Here is a 16,219-nt window from a genome sequence, read left to right as displayed (position 1 = left end):
TATGAATACGCCCGTCTTTGCTCTCGTGGATGGCAATTCGTTTTACGCCAGCTGCGAAAAGGTTTTTCGACCTGATTTGCGTGACAAGCCCGTGGTTGTACTCTCGAACAATGACGGCTGTGTAGTAGCGCGTTCTGCCGAAGCCAAGGCGCTCGGCATTCCAATGGGTGCGCCGCTGTTTCAAATCCGTAAGGAAATCCACAAACACGGCATTGCAGTGTTCAGCTCTAACTATGAACTCTATGCCGATATGTCGGCACGCATGATGGCAACCATTGCCACATTGGTGCCACGCATTGAGGTGTACAGCATTGATGAATGTTTTGCTGATTTGAGCGGTTTACCCAACCGCACTGCACTGGGCCATGAAATTCGCAACCGAATCTTTCAATGGATTCGCATTCCCACGTGCGTTGGCATTGGCTCAAGCAAAGTGTTAGCAAAACTCGCCAACCATGTCGCGAAAAAAAATAAAGATTGGAATGGCGTATGCAACTTTGCAGATTTGTCATCGACCCAGTTGGACGCCATTCTAGAGTCTGTAACAGTGCGTGATATTTGGGGCATAGGCAGCAAATTGTCGGTGCAATTGCACAGCATGGGTATCACCACCGCGCGCCAATTGCGCGATGCAAATCAAAGCATAATCCGCCAACGCTTTGGTGTTGTTGTTGAACGCATTGGCCGTGAATTGGCTGGCTACAGTTGTCTAGACATTACGGAAGTCAACGAACCCAATCAACAAATCATTCGCTCGCGCTCTTTTGGTCAACTGATAACGGAAAAACATGCTTTACAAGCGGCTATCTCTACACATATCAGTAGCGCCGCTGAAGCACTACGCGAACAAAACACGCGCGCGGCCATACTCACCGTTTTTATTCACACCAATCGTTTTCGCGAACAAGACGCGCAATATGTCGGCAGCAAAACCGTTTCACTGCCCTCACCCACTTCAGACACGCTGGTTCTAAACAATCTCGCTATGCACTTACTTGATCAAACTTACAAGTCTGGTTATTTGTACAAGAAAGCTGGCGTTATGTTGTCGGGGATTGAATCAGTTAAACATCAACAAGCCGATTTATTTGCACGACAAAGCAGTCCAGCAAGAGAACAACTCATGGCAGCGATGGACAACCTAAACGAAAAATATGGCAGAGGCACCGTACAGGTAGCCTCCGCCATACAAAATGAAGATTGGAGGATGTGTCGGGAGAGATTGTCGCCTGCTTACACTACTCAGCCGGGTGCTTGGATCGTAAAGTAGAGAGGTATTAATAGCTCTAATCATTTTTACAAAAAAACACTCACTCCTTTCGGAGCAAGCGTTTAATTTTTGCTGTCTTACGCAACACCATCCACTAGAACCGCATCCCTATTTTGATTCGCTATTCGATCATCCAGCTTTTCCTTCAAACTCGGCCTTCCCTTGGCCGAGGTGATTGGAGCAGTATCCACTGCCTGCTCTGAATGGTTGTCTGTTTCTGGATAAAACTCTTCCAGAATTTCTGGCACTTCTTCTTCGTTGGTTTCAAACGCAGCATTTTGAAAACCGAAGCGCGCTGCTTGATCGAGCTCTTGTTGATCAAACCCTACGGCTTGGCGTTGTGCGTGCGTTTCTCGCGCTTGGGCAATCGCTGTTTCCAATGTCATGCCATCGCGCACCGTGATGTCTGCATAGAAAATAGCAGCGCGATAACTTTGCGTGGTGCTTTTGCCGCGCAGTTTTAATGCCAACGGCATGCACGCGAGTAATCCACCGGAGACCGCATGAAAATAACGCAAGCGTGCCGCCAATGTGCGTATGCTGTTAAAACCCGTGGTGCGAAAAATGAACGAACCCAGTTCATCTTCATCACCAATTCGCACATTCAAGCGTCCGTAAGGTTTGCAACCAGCTTTTGCCAATTCACAACTTTCCGGCGATGGACACGGCAAAGTTTGCATAGCGCCGTTACACACGCGTTTGCATTGCTCACCGTTGCCCACGCACAGCGGTCTACCGTTTTGACGATCAAACAAACTGTATTCCGCGCGTAAATTGAGATCAGGATCATCGAACAATAATCTAATGGGAATACTGCGCAATTTTCCGTTATCGGTTTCTTTGCGCAGCGCTTCATCGAGCGGATGCACAATCCAGCCATCTTTGTTTTGCACTTGTGTGGTGATGGTGAATTGATCATCTTTTTCTGGCAGGCGTTTGCCGTTCTTTTCAACAACGCGCCCGATGGAAATACGCCCCAACAAGGGCGGGGTAATAGCGAGACCTTTAATCATGGGATTGCTCCTTGGTTGGATGGACATAAAAAAGCCCCTGTCAGCGAACTGACAGAGGCTAGAGATGTATTCAAGGTGATGATATATAGCTAAAAATAAATAGAATCGAAAAAACTAATTATTCATGCAGGCAAACACTGAAAATGAAAGCTGACGATTATTGTTGACACATAGCATCATGCAGGATAAAAACACTTTAGTATCAGGCAGATAGTTGAGCCCGCCAGTTTTTTATATACCGCGGTAGAATGCTATTCGTAAAATATGACGAATAATCAATGTTGTGACTTCTTAAGGAAAAATAATGTCTGTCGAAGTAATCAAAGAAAAAATTTTTCAGTTTTTATCTTCAGATCAACCGGAAATTATGGCGATCAAGGGAGAATGGGGCGTAGGAAAGACTTTTAGTTGGAATAAATTCCTTGAAGAAGCCAGTGCTGAGAACAGATTGATCCTAGAACGCTACTCTTACGTTTCTCTTTTTGGCATTAACTCACTGGCTGACTTTAAATATACAATTTTTGAAAATGTAATCAAGAAGGAGATTATCGGTACAGAGGCAAGTCTCGAAACCTTTAAAAGCAATACGGCAAGCCTAATAGAATCATTCGGAAGACAATCTTTTAACTTCTTTAAAGGCATGCCAATAATTAAGTCATTTAACCCAACCATAGAGGCTATTTCTTTCTTATCCTTGAATAAAACGCTTATATGCATTGATGATTTGGAAAGAAAGGGAAAAGGTCTTGAGATAAAAGATATTTTGGGGTTGGTCTCGCTGTTAAAGGAACAAAAGAAGTGCAAAGTAGTATTGCTTCTTAACGATGGCGAGGAAGGCTTAGGTGACTATGAAAAGTATCGTGAAAAAGTTATCGACACTGAGCTTGCGTTTGCACCATCCCCGAAAGAGTGTGCGGAAATTGCTTATTCTGAGAAAACGCCAAATTATTTAAGGCTTAGGCAGCTAACTACAAGTCTCGGAATTCGAAATATCCGTATTCTTAAAAAGATTGAGAGATTGGCAACTCTAGCTCTCCCGCTGACTGAAGAGTTTGAGCCAGAAATATCAGATCAAATCCTACACTCTATTGTTTTATTTACTTGTAGCTACTTCTGTTCAAAATCCAACGACGAAATACCACCTATAGAATTTATAACTAGCAAAGGCTATGCATTGCTGGGTATAGGGGGTGAAAAAGTCAGCGAGCAGCAGGAGAAGTGGCAAACCACCTTGCAATCTTACAATTATCAGCTTACTGATGATTTGGATTTAATATTGGCAGAAGCTGTTAAAACTGGTTACTTCGTCGAAGAAAATTTCAAAGAAAAGGCATCTACAAAGAACCAGCAAATAATAGCTTCAAAGTCCGAGGATTCTTTCTCGAGTGCATGGCGACTCTATCATGACACATTCCATGATAATGGCGACGAGGTTATAAACGGGCTTTATGAAAGTTTCAAGAAAAACTGTCAATACATAACACCTGCGAACTTAAATGGCACTGTTTCATTATTTAGAGAGTTGGGCGAGATGGATAAAGCATCAGAAATTATCGGAATATATATAGAGAAAAGAAAACAAGATACAGAACTCTTTAATATGGAAGAGATCAACTTTTTTGGCGATATTAGAGATCAGGAGGTAATAGATAGATTTAACGAGACATACAGCCAGTCTGTTGCTACTGAAACGGCGAAACAGGTTTTAGAACGAATAGCAGGTAAAAATGGATGGAATCAAAGCGACGAAGTAGTGCTGGCAAATACATCAGCCGATGAGTATTACAAGCTATTTAAAACCGAAACAGGCCGCCACCTCTCATCCTTTGTTACAACATGCTTGAAATTTGGTCAGTTTGGAAATGCTAGTGATCAACAAAAGGAAATCGCCAATAGGGCTACGGAAGCATTACGAAGACTTGCTGCGGATAGCAAAATTAACAAAATGCGAGTTAAAAAGTTCGGTGTAAACATTGAAAATGCATAACAAAGCGCCAAATTTCGCTTACTGGACAGCTTCAGTCTACGCATGCTTCGCTTGTTATGCGCCACCTTTCGCCGCCCTTAGCTAAACGTTAGCCGAGAGGAGAAGTTAATGCCAATTTTAAAATCAGGAAGAGCGGTATCTATATTTGCAAAAAACTTCATTGACAAAGTTATCTTTGATGAAAATGGTGAGCTTGAGGAAATTACATTTGGTTATCGACCAAATGTAAGCACAACAGATGATCTTCTTTCTATATTGCCAATCTGCTACTACGATACTGAAAATGGAAAACCAAAATTTGAAACACAATATGATTCAGGCTACAAATTCAATGATGTTGTATCAGGGAAAGCTGGCTGGACGGAAAGTGAAATAGAAGAGTTTACAAGTTGGTCTGCCTCAAATAGTGAATTACATAAATGGCTAGCTGAGAATCTTGCGGCAATAAAACAGCAGGAAAGAGAAGATCGTGAGAGTGAAGAATAATTCACCTAACAAAGCGCTCAAGCACGCCCATTTCACTTGTTGGGCGCGGTTAACGCCGCGCCGTTTAGCTTTGCGTTAGCTTTCAGACGCGGGATCCATCTCACCGAGGTCGACCAAGATACCATGCTGAATTTTGATGATTTGCATATTGGCAGTTCCATCGATCTACCTGAGGTTGCGACTCATATATCGGATGGATCCACTAGATTTGTTGTGAAAGGCATCTTCGCTGGTGGCATGGGAATATGCATTCATCTTTCCCATGTAGAAACAAAAAAAGAGTTTGCACTCAAAGGCGTGCGACCAGAGTATGTTGGCGAGAAGGCGACAATAGACAGATTTCTCGATGAGTTAGCCGTTTGGATTGCCGCATCACCTTGCGATCTTATCGCTGAGGCCGTAGCTGTAGTTCGAATCAATGAGCTTCCATGCGTCTTAGCAAAATGGATGTCGAACGGTGATTTATCTGGCTGGCTTCCACGATTGACAAAGACCAAAAAAATAGAAACATTGTTGCGAGTCGTTCGCGGCCTCTCTTGGGCAAAAAGACACTTAGGAGTTATTCACCGCGACCTGAAACCATCGAACATTTTGCTCGATGAAAAGGGTTTGGCGTATGTTGCGGACTGGGGACTAGCTCGCCCGATTGGGCAAGCATTACAGAGTGTTGGTAATGCAATAGCCAATACAATTGACCGCCCAGATCGCACGCAGCAAGGAAGTTTTCTTGGCACCGTAACGTATGCAGCGCCTGAGCAAATCGCCGGATCAGCCACGATTGACCATCGTGCAGATATTTATGCCCTTGGTTGCATGATGTTTGAATTCGAAACTGGGTCACCGCCATTTCTTGGCACAACCGTGGTTGATATCGCCAAACAACATCTACGAGACAAACCCAAAAAGCTGGGAGGATTGTTTAACTCAACTCCGCTAGGGTTAGGGCGTATTATTGCTCGTTGCTTGGAAAAAGATCCAAAGGACAGATATCAGAGTTACGAGCAGCTTGAGCTTGATTTGCTACCGATAGCACAAAAGCATGGTGTTGCGCTTGACCTCTGCAAGCCAGGTACGCGATACAAACGCTCAATTCTTGGCAAGGGAGAAAAGCAGCAAGCGGACATGCTCGTGTGTGTTCCAAACGAAAATCGAGGTAAAGACGGTTACATGGTCGTAGAGATGGACGACTTGTTGCCATTTGCAAAAGAAGCGATTGATCTAATTGCATTAGGACGCTATGCCGAGGCAGAACAGATTCTTCGTCCTCAAGTCCTCCCAGAGATACTTAGCAAGTGGATACAGTGGTGGGGACTGCCGCACGATATGGCTGTGAATTATGGTCTTTGCCTTTGCCATTTAGAACGGGCTCCAGAAGCTGAAAAACTTTTCCTTTTGTTGGCAATGAACAATGCCAAGCCCTCCGAGTTTTATGTCAACTATTCAATGACACTCAACCTTCTTAATAAGAACCGTCAGTCTGCAGACTTGTGTAGAGACGGCATTGAACATTTTCCAAATGATGTAGATATCCAAGGAAATTTGACAATTGCGCTAATGCAGGCAGCCGAGCATGAGCGAGCACTCGACTCTGCGCGCAAGCGGTTAAACATTCGGCGCGATGTCCACTCACTTGATGAGGCAGCTTGGGTTGCGCTCGAATACGCCACAGCTATTCGTTACATCGACCTACCGCGCGCTATGGGTTTTGCCAAGTTGGCGGGCGACTTGATTAAAGAAGGACTTACTCTCAATCCAAACTACTACACACTGCGGATGAGAGAAATACTTTTGCGACGTCTTATTCAAGATGGAGAGGTTGTAAATACGATTGCGCCTACTTTGTGGGTGAGTGATTTGGTTCCGATCGATATTCGTAAGCGCGCCCTTATAGAGATGCTTGAACATTGGTGCGATGACGGCTGGGGGACCGATAAAGGAGCCGATGGCGTTCTGCAATTCATCAAGAACCACCCCCAATGGCTGAGCGAGATTCGCGAACTCCAAATAATAGAGTTGCGAACAATAGCTCGATACAAGTTAATGAAGGGAAGGCTTGATACAGGAGAGCAAAATATTTTTTCTAATATCGAAAATCTATTTCTACACAAGTCAAGCTCTGGGGTATTTGTAGACGCGATTCTGGCAGCGCAGTTGAAGGATTGGCTTGGGGATACAAAAAGTGCTTTGGAAATTCTTTCTGATTTCCTTCGTGATGTGCCAGATGATTTTAACGGTATTAGAGCAATGGCTACAATTCAATTGCACAATAAATATTTTTCTGAAGCTATGAAGTATGCAAAATCATTGGTTAAGCTTGCCCCTTGGCGAGCTGAAAGCTATGACTGCTTAGCTTTCGTCGCTGAAAAAGCAGGGGATGCGAATTACGCAAAACAAGCCAAGATCGAAGGCGATAGAGTTTTTGCGTCAGAAAAACAGCTATATGATGAAGCAAAAGCATATCTGGATCGCTGATGCGGCATGATGGGTACTGCACCAGAAAGCTAATAAGCCAATCCAGCGGGGCGGTACACGCGCCGCTGATTTAAACACCAGAGGATAAAGCCATGAAAAATCTTAAGCAGTCATTCGTAGTTGCATGTATTGCATTTTATGTGAACCACTCACTTGCACAGCACAAATCGGAGGATGCTATTACCGAAGCAGCTGGTTCATATTTGGCTAGTGTATATGCGCTACAAGCAGTAAAACAAACCAAATGTGGTTACGCCTTGCTTATGAATATTGAGGAGCTCTCACAGAAGGCAGAGCAAGACATTGAATCTAATATATCATCAGCGTACAAAAATCAACTGCCTAAATATAAGAGCACTGCAAAAGCAGAAATGCAAAGTATCGTAGCCAATAACATAAGAAGCCTAGATGGTAAAATAGATCCAAAAACACAATGTGGTCTTGTTGTTGGTATGCTGCTGGGAAATTTTACGCAATACTGGACAGAGTTTGAAAAAGAGGTCGGGAAGGCCGCAATGAAGCCAGACTCGCAAGAAGCCGAGGCGAAAATCATCGAAGGATTTACCAACACTGCCAATCAATACAACCAGCAATTGCCAATGATGATTGATCAAGACACTCGATTGGATAAGCTCACTGTTGGGCCAGGGCCGAGAGCTGTATATCACTGCACCCTTCCTAAATACACGTCGAGAGACATTGATGCAAACTGGATTCAAACAAAGCTTCGTCCAGATGTTACGCGGAAAGCTTGTGCAAGCACAGACATGAAGAAAACGATCCAATATGGAGGCATTTACGTTTATGCATATTCTGGAAATGATGGAGCTGAAATCACCCGCTTTGAAGTCGGCAGAAATGATTGCAGTTTTCCAACGGTGGACCATAACGTGCAGTCAGATATAAAAATTGGCGATTGCCTAACTCCCAATAACGGGAACACCCTGGAAAAGATTGTCCAAGTTGTTTCGGTGACCCCAACCGAATACAAGGTGTTCACCAGCCTCCTTGTAAACGGCAAGTTGATTCAAGCGGAAGACTATCAGTCTCTTGACGCTAACAAGGCTTCATCCTCATACTCAAAGATTGCATGCCCAGCATTTGAGGGCAGCTTCTCTCCAGATGCATACATCAACCAAAAACAATAGCCGCGCGTCATGATGAACATCATTGCTAACATTTCAGTCAATCATTAGGTCTACTCGTAAGCAGGTCACATGGAAAACCAGAAATGCCCACTCTGCGATTTAGTTGCAAGCTTCAAGTCTGTTCACTCTCCCTACGGCAGGTTATTCTCATGTAAAGAATGTAGCGATTTCTTTATAGATTCAGCCAGCGAGTCCTACCTTCTAGAAATCCCAGAGGTCACACGGACGGAAGCTCGCAACAAACTAATCGAACTAGCCAAGTCTAGTAGAAATGGGCAACTCTTAGTTATTCGCGAGCCGCGAAATGATGAGATTCATGGAGATGGACACGGAGCTGCTAAGTTGAGAATGCTGACTGAGTGGAAAAGCCGGAGCGAATGAAATACCTAACAAGCGACTGTGGTAAAAAATCAATACTTATTTTGTAAAATTAGTTCACTTGTCACATGAAATTATCCCGCACCATGGCATTCAATATGGCCATCATTTTTCGCATACAGACGGTCAGCGCGACTTTCTTGTGTTTCCCTTAGTGCGACGAGTTTTTGATAAAACGCTTTTATTACAGATTGCCCAACTCCGGCAGTTCTCCCAATAAGATATACACCACACCATCGCCAATGCTTGGCGCTGAACTCAGAATATCTCGCATACGCTGACACTCACTAATGCCGTCCACCAAGAAAATTTCAGGCTACATTTTCAATATTGCACAGCAGTTTGATGGCTCATGCGAGCACATCCGTTATCTGCTAATTAGCTCCGGCGAAGAAAAGTTTGTTGCCAACTTAATTACGGGTTAAATCTCTCCACAGCAATTTTCAATTCCTCGCAACCAAAATGTTGTGTCAATGGCGCAATCCATTCTGAACGGATTCATAAGACCAATTCTTGGCGAGAAGATTGCGAGCGCAGAATTGCAACTCTCTATGTCTGGAGGAGAATCAATTACCGAAGTGTTATTGCAAGACAAAGAGGGAAATACATGGCAAAAACGGCTTGTTGTTGCAAACCCACTGATCCATCCATGAAGCTGCCTAAAAATCAGCATATAGACCACACTTGCAATGGATGATTAAATCCAAAAAAAATAACACTCACCAAACGTAACTTGGCAAGTGTTACTCTGCTACTCCAGATCACGCACGCACCAAAAACCTTCTACTTCCGGTTTTGTTTTTCTTCCATGACACTTCACCTGCCGGAAAAATAATCCGGCTTGCTTCGCCCATTTTTTCTTGCAGGGTTTGCTTGTACAGATCTTCCTGCTGCTGGGCTTGTGCAATAGTGTCGCGTGCTGCTAACAAATCAGTAAACACTTGGCACAGGTGTGAATCTTCCGTGAGATCCAATACATCACCGCTGTCGTTCGGGTAGAGGTATTTGAGCGCTCTGCCGGAGGAATCAGAGCCATCCACGGGTGGCGGTGTATCCGTTTCGACGCAATGCCAAAATTGCCGTTCCAGTGCGATCAGTTTTTCAATCAAGGCTTCATCGCGTTCAATGCGATAAATTTTGATTTCCTGCCCGCAAAGCAACACGCACACATCGGCGGCTTGTTTTCCTGTCACGGCCAGTTGGTGTTGCACTTGGCACTGCACATATTCGGGCACACCATCGCGCCAATGTTTGGCTCCCCACTCACCCGCTGTTTTGCATTCCAAAATCTGCACATCGCTGTTGTGCGTGACGGGGTAATCCAAATTCGCCAGCATCCAGTGTTTGTCGGCATCGGGGTGTTGCAACACGGCATTCACTTTGCGCACTTTGTTGCCGGTGCGTTTGGTGTAATGCTGCGCCACAATCGGTTCGAGGATATTGCCCCAATACATCGGTGACGATTCATCATCGGGATTGGGTTTTGGCATACCGCTGTCGCGACCGGTTTTGATCAGCCACAGCTCTAAAGGCGATTGGTACGGGCTAATGCCCACCGCTGCTGCGGCATCACTGGCACCAATGCCTTGTTTGCGTACATCGAGCCATGTTTCGCGCGGCATGGCTTGTGTGGAGACTAACTGCAAAGCACCGTGTCGATGCCGTTTTACTTGTTGTGTTTGCATCATGTGTTTCCTCAACATAAAAAAAAGCCCGCTGATGGCTCAGTCGGGCTTGGGGTGGATGTGATGTGGTTAAGCAATATTTCTTAGTGCAACCCTGCACTGTGGTCGATGTGAGTTTGACGGTGTATGCGTGCGTGCTGTTCGCTGTGAAAAAAGTCGTCAATCAAATCGCGCACAAAAGTTTGTACAAAATCTCGTGGTGGCAAACGGCCTTGGTTGAGTAATAAATAATCACCAAGGATAGAACCCAAGGGTGCAATCACTTCGCACTCAAATACGCCAGGAAATTGCGCTTCGTACCAACGCGGTTCAATTTGTCGCCACACTTCCGGCAAATACGCACACACGGCTGCCATTAAATCAACGCGACCTTGGTTCCAATGTCGTAACACTTCCGTTTCTCTGGTGGTATTTTTTGCACACACCCATACGCCTTCGTACAAAAAAGCACCCCAGATCGCCGCCACATTGGCGGGAATGGGCTTTAGTTTTTCCATGGTTCTCTCCTGAAAAAATAAACCCCAGTAAGCGGACTCTACTGGGGTTCCGTTTTTGTTGATGACAGGCACTCACGCGGCCATGGCATAAGCCAAGTCCAGCGCGTTTTGTTTAATCACCGCACCGGCGCCAAACCACGCAGAATCCAAGCGGTTATCCGCACTGTGAGCGCGGCGTTCGTGATCAACAAACTCTGTCACGGCATTGAGCAAGCCGTAAGCCGTGCCTTTGGCTGAAGCCAAATCCGCACCGCGCCCACACCCGTCAAACAACTCCAGTGCTTTAGCCATGGCGCGTTCATTGGTTTTGGCGAACACCGGTTTGTGTGTGGCTTTGCTGGGTTCACTGAAGACGCGCAAGAAAAAGTTTTCTGCTTCTTTGGTGCTGACTTTGCGTTCAGCTAAAGTTTTCATGCGGTACATGAATTGATCCCAACCGGATACCGAAATACCCAACTGTTGCTTCACCGCTTGTGCATCAAACTTTGTGCTGTGTGGGACTTTGACGCAACCACGGTTATCACCCAAAGCCACCGCCAAGGTGTTATTGCACACCACGCGAATACTGGTGAACTGCGCCGTTGTTGCCAGCGTGCCATCGCAAGCGGTCGCCAACAAAATATAGCCATTGGTAATATCTTTGCCTTTGAGTGCAAAATCCTGACCGGTTTTAGCCAACGCCCAAAACTTCTTGCCGCCTTTTAAAACACCGGCTGTTTCCAGTTCAAAACCAGACACTTCGGTGAGATCGCGATAAAACTCCAAAATCTCACGCGGTTGCACCACTTGGTAACGATTGCTCACGACAGAGAGCGGTGCGTGTGTATCTGAGCGATACAACACTTTGTTGTCATCAAACGACAAGATTTCACCAAACTGTTTATTGGTTTTGCTGGTTACAAAACGCGCGGGGGTATCCAAAATATCCCAATCCATACCGGCTTGTTTTGCCCATACATCCAAGGATTGACGAGGAGCCAAAGCATTACCTAAACCATGCCAAGGCGTTTGACCGACATAGGCCATGTTTTCTACGAGATGTGCCATAAGAATTTCTCCAAAAATGAAACACGCAAAAAAACCTCACCAGACCATTCCAGCAAGGTGTTGTTGATGTAAAAAAGATTGATTAGGGTTCGAACGGAAATGACGGTGGATCGTCGTGCAAGCTAAAAACAAACTGACACGACAAGCATTGATAGTTATCCAGCACGTTGTTATCGATGGCTTCACCGAGCGCAATACCCGCAGAGCCACCTGCTAACGCACCAATAAAACCACCGATGATGGCACCGGCAATACCACCGATGACTGTGCCTGGCGGCCCTGCGATCATGCTGGCAGCAACACTACCGAGACGCGCGCCGCTGAGTGCTGCTGAATAACCGCCATATCCACCCGCCACCGCACCGATAGCGCCACCCGTGCGACGCGCATAGTTGCGGGTAACGATTTGCTCTGATTGGCATTGAGGGCATAGCAATGACATAAAAAATCTCCCTGTGAGTGAATGTCATTGCTGTGATATATGCCTGAAATTATTTCGAGTGCATCCGGAGAAATGTTTCAAAGATTGTTACGACAACACCGATCCATTGTGCAGATCGTCGTCCTCCATCCTGACATACACTTCTTCACCGGTAGAGGTAATGATTTTGCGGTAGCGCGGTGTTTTGGTGATGATTTTAATTTGCGTCTTTTGGATGAAAAAACACACCAATGCAATAAATAGCAAAGCCATGCAAAAGACCGCCTTAAACCGGACAATCAATACCAACATCACAATGCACAGCGCAGCAATGACCAAGAGGCTCATCATGGCAAACCAAACCATCAATATCTTTCCTAATGTTTTAAAAATCATAATGCACCTCCATTGAACAAGCAGTAACACCCACCTCAAAGCTGCAATACAAGTTGCACTGGCTATGAGAAATAGGAAACTGATTCTGAAAAAAATAGCAAGCGCGAAGCTTGCTATTCAATGTGGTTATATATACCTGAGCAATATTTCAATCTACATTGACCAGTAGATGCACTTCATAGTGTTTAACAATATCTCTCGCTGTTCAGCGTATCTTCCTCTACAAAGCCGTTCGAATTTCATTCAACAGTTCAGGATGACGATCCAGCACTTTGAGTAACTTGACCAACGCCAATGGTGGGCGCGTCTTACCGTTTTCATAACGCGAGAATGCATTCACGCCACCACCAAAAATTTCAGCTGCTTCACGCTGATCCAATGCAAGTTTTTTACGCACATTAGTAATAAATCTTGGATCCACGATAGATGCATTTACTTGTGTATTGAACTCCTGCTTCAATTCCATGACGCGTAGAGACTCTGCTGCATCAAACACTGCCTCCCGAATAGCCGGCTAACCCTCTGACTTAATTGTGTCCAAGTAATCTGCCCATACCTGCATCATGGTCTTCCTGTCCTCAAGATATTTAACGCGGTTGTAAGCGCCACCATTGGGATCTCTCACTTTATGCCCAAGTTGCAATTCAATATATTGATCTGGCATGCGCAGCACTTCGAGTAATACCGTCTTTGCCATCGCCCGAAATCCATGACCAGACATTTCATCTTTGCTGTAACCCATTCTCCTCAATGCGCCCAACACAGCGCTTTCAGATAAATGCCCTTCCTTACCGTAGCTATAAAAAACATGTTCTCGCCTACCTGTTAACTCATGCAGCTGCTTGAGAATGACAATGGCTTGTCGAGACAAAGGAACAATCAGATCAATTTGTGTCTGATTACGCGTTTTAGGTGGCGTATAACGCCACTCAGCTGTCTCAAAGTTAATATCTTCCCAGCGTGCCGAACGCAATTCACCAGGTCTGACAAAAACCAGCGGAGCCACCTGCAACGCAGACTTAACCACCATTGTTCCTGAATACTGATCAATATCTTTCAGCAGTCGGCCAACCTGTAACGGATCTGTAATTGCTGCACGATGTTTTGTTTGTGCGGGCTTTAGCGCACCGCCTAGATCACGAGTTGGATCGCTATCAGCACGCTCCGTTGCCACTGCATAACGAAAGACTTGACTGCATTTCACCTTGATTCTTTTTGCCGTCTCCAGCTTCCCCTGCTCTTCAAACTTGCGGCAAGTGGAGAGAACCATTGATGGAGTCACTTCTCGAATTGGACGATTACCAAAATCAGCAATAGCAAAATCTAGCAACCACCGCGCCTTGACCCTGGTGCTAGCCGCATCATTGGTTTGGCGCGCCAACCACTCTTCAGCAATAGCTTTGAAGTTGTTTTCTCGCGAAATTAAACCTGCAGCTTTTGAATCTGCACGATCTCGACTTGGGTCAACGCCCTGTGCCAGTTGCTTTCTTGCAATATCCCTCGCTTCCCTAGCCTCCTGAAGACTAACAGCGGGAAACAGTCCCAGTGATAGCATTTTCTCTTTGGACAAGTAGAAATAGCGTAACCGCCAACGCTTTGAGCCATTGGGCATGACGATCAGAAAAAGACCATCACCGGCATTGAGTTTGTAGGGTTTCGCCTCAGGTTTAGCAACCTCAGCCTGACGACTATGTGTAAGTGGCTTCCGGGCTGTCATCGCAACATTCCCTGGGTAACAAAAAGTTACCCAGAAAGTTACCCAGATTTTGCACGGATTACAACGGAAATTAGGGGACACAGGCGAACAGAGAAACGCCTGATTTCTAGTATTTACAAGGAGTTAGGGACACTTAGGGATGGAGAAGAACTAGAAAATGGCGACCTGGAAGGGACTTGAACCCTCGACCTCCGCCGTGACAGGGCGGCATTCTAACCGACTGAACTACCAGGCCATTTTCTAAGCACCGAAACGACAACACCACGGGAAATGGTGGGTGGTACAGGGTTCGAACCTGTGACCCTCGCCTTGTAAGGGCGATGCTCTCCCAGCTGAGCTAACCACCCGTTTCGGGAGGGCGCATTCTAACGGATTGCCCAGCGCTGTCAAACCATTATTTGTTTTTCAGTGCAGGCAATTGTCGCGCAACCGACTCACCCAACAATTCATAACCACGGCGACTAAAATGATTCCAATCGCGCGGGCCGTGTAAAGTTTGTGTTTGCGCGGCCTTGCGCAAATCGAGTGTTGTATCAATGAATGGCACGCCTTGTCTTTGGCTCGCCTGTGCAATTTGCTCCACGATCCACGCATGGCGCTGTTGCACTGCAGCAACACGGAAGTGCGTTTCACTGTCGCTAAAAAAATTCTGCGCGCTGACAGTATCACCTGCCATTTGATACACGGAAAGCACGGAAGGAATATAAACCACGGCGTACTGTGCATCAGGAAAATGGGCTCGACTCCACGCCAAGGCTTTATCAAAAGTACCGACTGCCTGCTGCAGTTGCTCCTGTGACAAATCCATCGATGGACCTTGCAAGTTATCCGGCAAAGGTATGTTTTCACCTTTAATCATGGCGTGGTTGATCGGCTCCGGCACAACGCGCGGCACCCAGCGCGATTGCGGCACATAGATCAACCCGAATTCATTGGGATATTTTTTCTTATAGAACTTTTTCCCCAAGAAATTTTCAGAAAAAACACGATAGGCGAACCGATACAAAAACAAGTGATGTTTCCAAGTTGCAGCCTCGCCTGCAAGATACAAATGCTGGCGGCCGAGTGCCACATCACGAATATACTGATCAAAAACCAGTGGATTATCGTAATCCGCCGCTGAATGATCGGGCAGAAATGTTTTTTCGTAGTACATCCAGTTTTCAGTTAAATCGTTTCCTTCATAGAAATACAACAACACCCAACGCGGCGCTGGGAAATCTTTATCGACCACTTTACGCAAATAGTGCAGAGCGCCAATGGGGTTGCTGATCGCACCGCGAATACTGCCGGAGCCAGGCTGACCAAAGGTGATGACATCGCGCCCCGTTAAATCTTGCAGGGTCGGCGCGCTGGAAAAGCGCGGCTGACGCGGATTAGGCCAGCCTTCGTACATCGCATCGCCCATACCCATGGCATAAGAATCCCCTGCGACTGCAATGTAATCCTGTGGATAAAAACCGCGCTTGGTACTCTGCAGCAAGGGCCAAACGCCATCGAACTCATCAAATTTTGTTGCCATACCCATTGGAAATATCTGCGTAAACACACGCGGAAAAGCCCACTCAGCGGCAACATAGCTAAACAACAGCACCGTGACGCCTAACGCGCCATTCACGAAGCGCCTACAGATTTTTTTGAGCACCTATACCCACCTTTATTTTTAGCTGCGCCAGTATCGCAAAACTCTTCTGCACTCGCT

Annotated in this window: 15 protein-coding genes and 2 tRNA genes; 6 read left to right on the top strand and 11 right to left on the bottom strand. The window is 45.8% G+C overall.

Annotated features, from left to right (window positions below; all coding sequences use genetic code 11):
- Position 1: 1 nt before the first annotated feature.
- Positions 2 to 1,270, top strand: coding sequence for a Y-family DNA polymerase (locus IPK30_09440; protein ID MBK8103483.1), 1,269 nt, complete (start codon positions 2 to 4; stop codon positions 1,268 to 1,270).
- A gap of 77 nt (positions 1,271 to 1,347) precedes the next feature.
- Here the strand turns inward: IPK30_09440 and IPK30_09435 are convergent, their stop codons facing one another.
- Positions 1,348 to 2,283, bottom strand: coding sequence for a hydrolase or metal-binding protein (locus tag IPK30_09435; GenBank protein ID MBK8103482.1), 936 nt, complete (start codon positions 2,281 to 2,283; stop codon positions 1,348 to 1,350).
- A 304-nt stretch (positions 2,284 to 2,587) separates the two neighbouring features.
- Here IPK30_09435 and IPK30_09430 point away from each other — a divergent pair, with 304 nt between their 5' ends.
- The 5 genes from IPK30_09430 (at position 2,588) to IPK30_09410 (ending at position 9,407) form a co-directional block, all read left to right on the top strand.
- Positions 2,588 to 4,270 (top strand): hypothetical protein, encoded by a 1,683-nt coding sequence (locus tag IPK30_09430; protein MBK8103481.1) that lies wholly within the window; start codon positions 2,588 to 2,590, stop codon positions 4,268 to 4,270.
- Positions 4,271 to 4,378: 108 nt separating this feature from the next.
- Positions 4,379 to 4,756, top strand: coding sequence for a hypothetical protein (locus IPK30_09425; protein ID MBK8103480.1), 378 nt, complete (start codon positions 4,379 to 4,381; stop codon positions 4,754 to 4,756).
- Between the two features lie 123 nt (positions 4,757 to 4,879).
- Entirely contained in the window at positions 4,880 to 7,228 is a 2,349-nt protein-coding gene (locus IPK30_09420) for a protein kinase (GenBank protein MBK8103479.1), read from the top strand.
- A 92-nt stretch (positions 7,229 to 7,320) separates the two neighbouring features.
- Complete coding sequence (locus IPK30_09415) at positions 7,321 to 8,376, top strand: hypothetical protein (GenBank protein MBK8103478.1); 1,056 nt, start codon at positions 7,321 to 7,323, stop codon at positions 8,374 to 8,376.
- A gap of 851 nt (positions 8,377 to 9,227) precedes the next feature.
- Positions 9,228 to 9,407: a hypothetical protein gene (locus IPK30_09410; GenBank protein MBK8103477.1), complete on the top strand. Its 180-nt coding sequence runs from the start codon at positions 9,228 to 9,230 to the stop codon at positions 9,405 to 9,407.
- Between the two features lie 108 nt (positions 9,408 to 9,515).
- On the opposite strand, the gene IPK30_09405 is transcribed toward IPK30_09410, so the two are convergent.
- From IPK30_09405 to IPK30_09360, 10 genes are all read right to left on the bottom strand, one after another.
- Positions 9,516 to 10,442, bottom strand: a complete 927-nt coding sequence (locus IPK30_09405; GenBank protein ID MBK8103476.1) for a YqaJ viral recombinase family protein — start codon at positions 10,440 to 10,442, stop codon at positions 9,516 to 9,518.
- 80 nt (positions 10,443 to 10,522) lie between these two features.
- The gene (locus IPK30_09400; GenBank protein MBK8103475.1) at positions 10,523 to 10,936 is read right to left on the bottom strand and encodes a hypothetical protein; all 414 of its coding nucleotides are present in this window, start codon (positions 10,934 to 10,936) and stop codon (positions 10,523 to 10,525) included.
- 72 nt (positions 10,937 to 11,008) lie between these two features.
- On the bottom strand, positions 11,009 to 11,983 hold the full coding sequence (locus IPK30_09395; GenBank protein MBK8103474.1) for a DUF932 domain-containing protein: 975 nt from the start codon (positions 11,981 to 11,983) through the stop codon (positions 11,009 to 11,011).
- An 82-nt stretch (positions 11,984 to 12,065) separates the two neighbouring features.
- Entirely contained in the window at positions 12,066 to 12,425 is a 360-nt protein-coding gene (locus IPK30_09390) for a hypothetical protein (protein ID MBK8103473.1), read from the bottom strand.
- A gap of 87 nt (positions 12,426 to 12,512) precedes the next feature.
- Positions 12,513 to 12,800 (bottom strand): hypothetical protein, encoded by a 288-nt coding sequence (locus tag IPK30_09385; GenBank protein ID MBK8103472.1) that lies wholly within the window; start codon positions 12,798 to 12,800, stop codon positions 12,513 to 12,515.
- Between the two features lie 220 nt (positions 12,801 to 13,020).
- Positions 13,021 to 13,266 carry a type II toxin-antitoxin system MqsA family antitoxin gene (locus IPK30_09380; protein MBK8103471.1) on the bottom strand — a complete coding sequence of 82 codons (246 nt, stop codon included), beginning with the start codon at positions 13,264 to 13,266 and terminating at the stop codon, positions 13,021 to 13,023.
- Positions 13,267 to 13,314: 48 nt separating this feature from the next.
- Positions 13,315 to 14,517: an integrase arm-type DNA-binding domain-containing protein gene (locus IPK30_09375; GenBank protein ID MBK8103470.1), complete on the bottom strand. Its 1,203-nt coding sequence runs from the start codon at positions 14,515 to 14,517 to the stop codon at positions 13,315 to 13,317.
- Positions 14,518 to 14,675: 158 nt separating this feature from the next.
- A tRNA-Asp gene (locus IPK30_09370) sits at positions 14,676 to 14,752 on the bottom strand.
- A gap of 36 nt (positions 14,753 to 14,788) precedes the next feature.
- Positions 14,789 to 14,864: transfer RNA gene (locus IPK30_09365), tRNA-Val, on the bottom strand.
- A 47-nt stretch (positions 14,865 to 14,911) separates the two neighbouring features.
- Positions 14,912 to 16,135: an SGNH/GDSL hydrolase family protein gene (locus IPK30_09360; GenBank protein MBK8103469.1), complete on the bottom strand. Its 1,224-nt coding sequence runs from the start codon at positions 16,133 to 16,135 to the stop codon at positions 14,912 to 14,914.
- Positions 16,136 to 16,219 lie beyond the last annotated feature (84 nt).

This window comes from Cellvibrionales bacterium, from assembly GCA_016713115.1.
GTDB lineage: Bacteria > Pseudomonadota > Gammaproteobacteria > Pseudomonadales > UBA7239 > UBA7239.
This window is presented reverse-complemented; position numbering and strand designations above follow the sequence as displayed.

Excerpts from the sequence above, each read along its gene's own strand:
- IPK30_09440 (MBK8103483.1), top strand. The coding sequence starts at position 2 with ATGAATACGCCCGTCTTTGCTCTCGTGGATGGCAATTCGTTTTACGCC.
- IPK30_09415 (MBK8103478.1), top strand. The coding sequence starts at position 7,321 with ATGAAAAATCTTAAGCAGTCATTCGTAGTTGCATGTATTGCATTTTAT.
- IPK30_09390 (MBK8103473.1), bottom strand. The coding sequence starts at position 12,425 with ATGTCATTGCTATGCCCTCAATGCCAATCAGAGCAAATCGTTACCCGC.
- IPK30_09410 (MBK8103477.1), top strand. The coding sequence starts at position 9,228 with ATGGCGCAATCCATTCTGAACGGATTCATAAGACCAATTCTTGGCGAG.
- IPK30_09400 (MBK8103475.1), bottom strand. The coding sequence starts at position 10,936 with ATGGAAAAACTAAAGCCCATTCCCGCCAATGTGGCGGCGATCTGGGGT.
- IPK30_09380 (MBK8103471.1), bottom strand. The coding sequence starts at position 13,266 with ATGGAATTGAAGCAGGAGTTCAATACACAAGTAAATGCATCTATCGTG.
- IPK30_09425 (MBK8103480.1), top strand. The coding sequence starts at position 4,379 with ATGCCAATTTTAAAATCAGGAAGAGCGGTATCTATATTTGCAAAAAAC.
- IPK30_09405 (MBK8103476.1), bottom strand. The coding sequence starts at position 10,442 with ATGATGCAAACACAACAAGTAAAACGGCATCGACACGGTGCTTTGCAG.
- IPK30_09375 (MBK8103470.1), bottom strand. The coding sequence starts at position 14,517 with ATGACAGCCCGGAAGCCACTTACACATAGTCGTCAGGCTGAGGTTGCT.
- IPK30_09420 (MBK8103479.1), top strand. The coding sequence starts at position 4,880 with ATGCTGAATTTTGATGATTTGCATATTGGCAGTTCCATCGATCTACCT.
- IPK30_09385 (MBK8103472.1), bottom strand. The coding sequence starts at position 12,800 with ATGATTTTTAAAACATTAGGAAAGATATTGATGGTTTGGTTTGCCATG.
- IPK30_09430 (MBK8103481.1), top strand. The coding sequence starts at position 2,588 with ATGTCTGTCGAAGTAATCAAAGAAAAAATTTTTCAGTTTTTATCTTCA.
- IPK30_09435 (MBK8103482.1), bottom strand. The coding sequence starts at position 2,283 with ATGATTAAAGGTCTCGCTATTACCCCGCCCTTGTTGGGGCGTATTTCC.
- IPK30_09395 (MBK8103474.1), bottom strand. The coding sequence starts at position 11,983 with ATGGCACATCTCGTAGAAAACATGGCCTATGTCGGTCAAACGCCTTGG.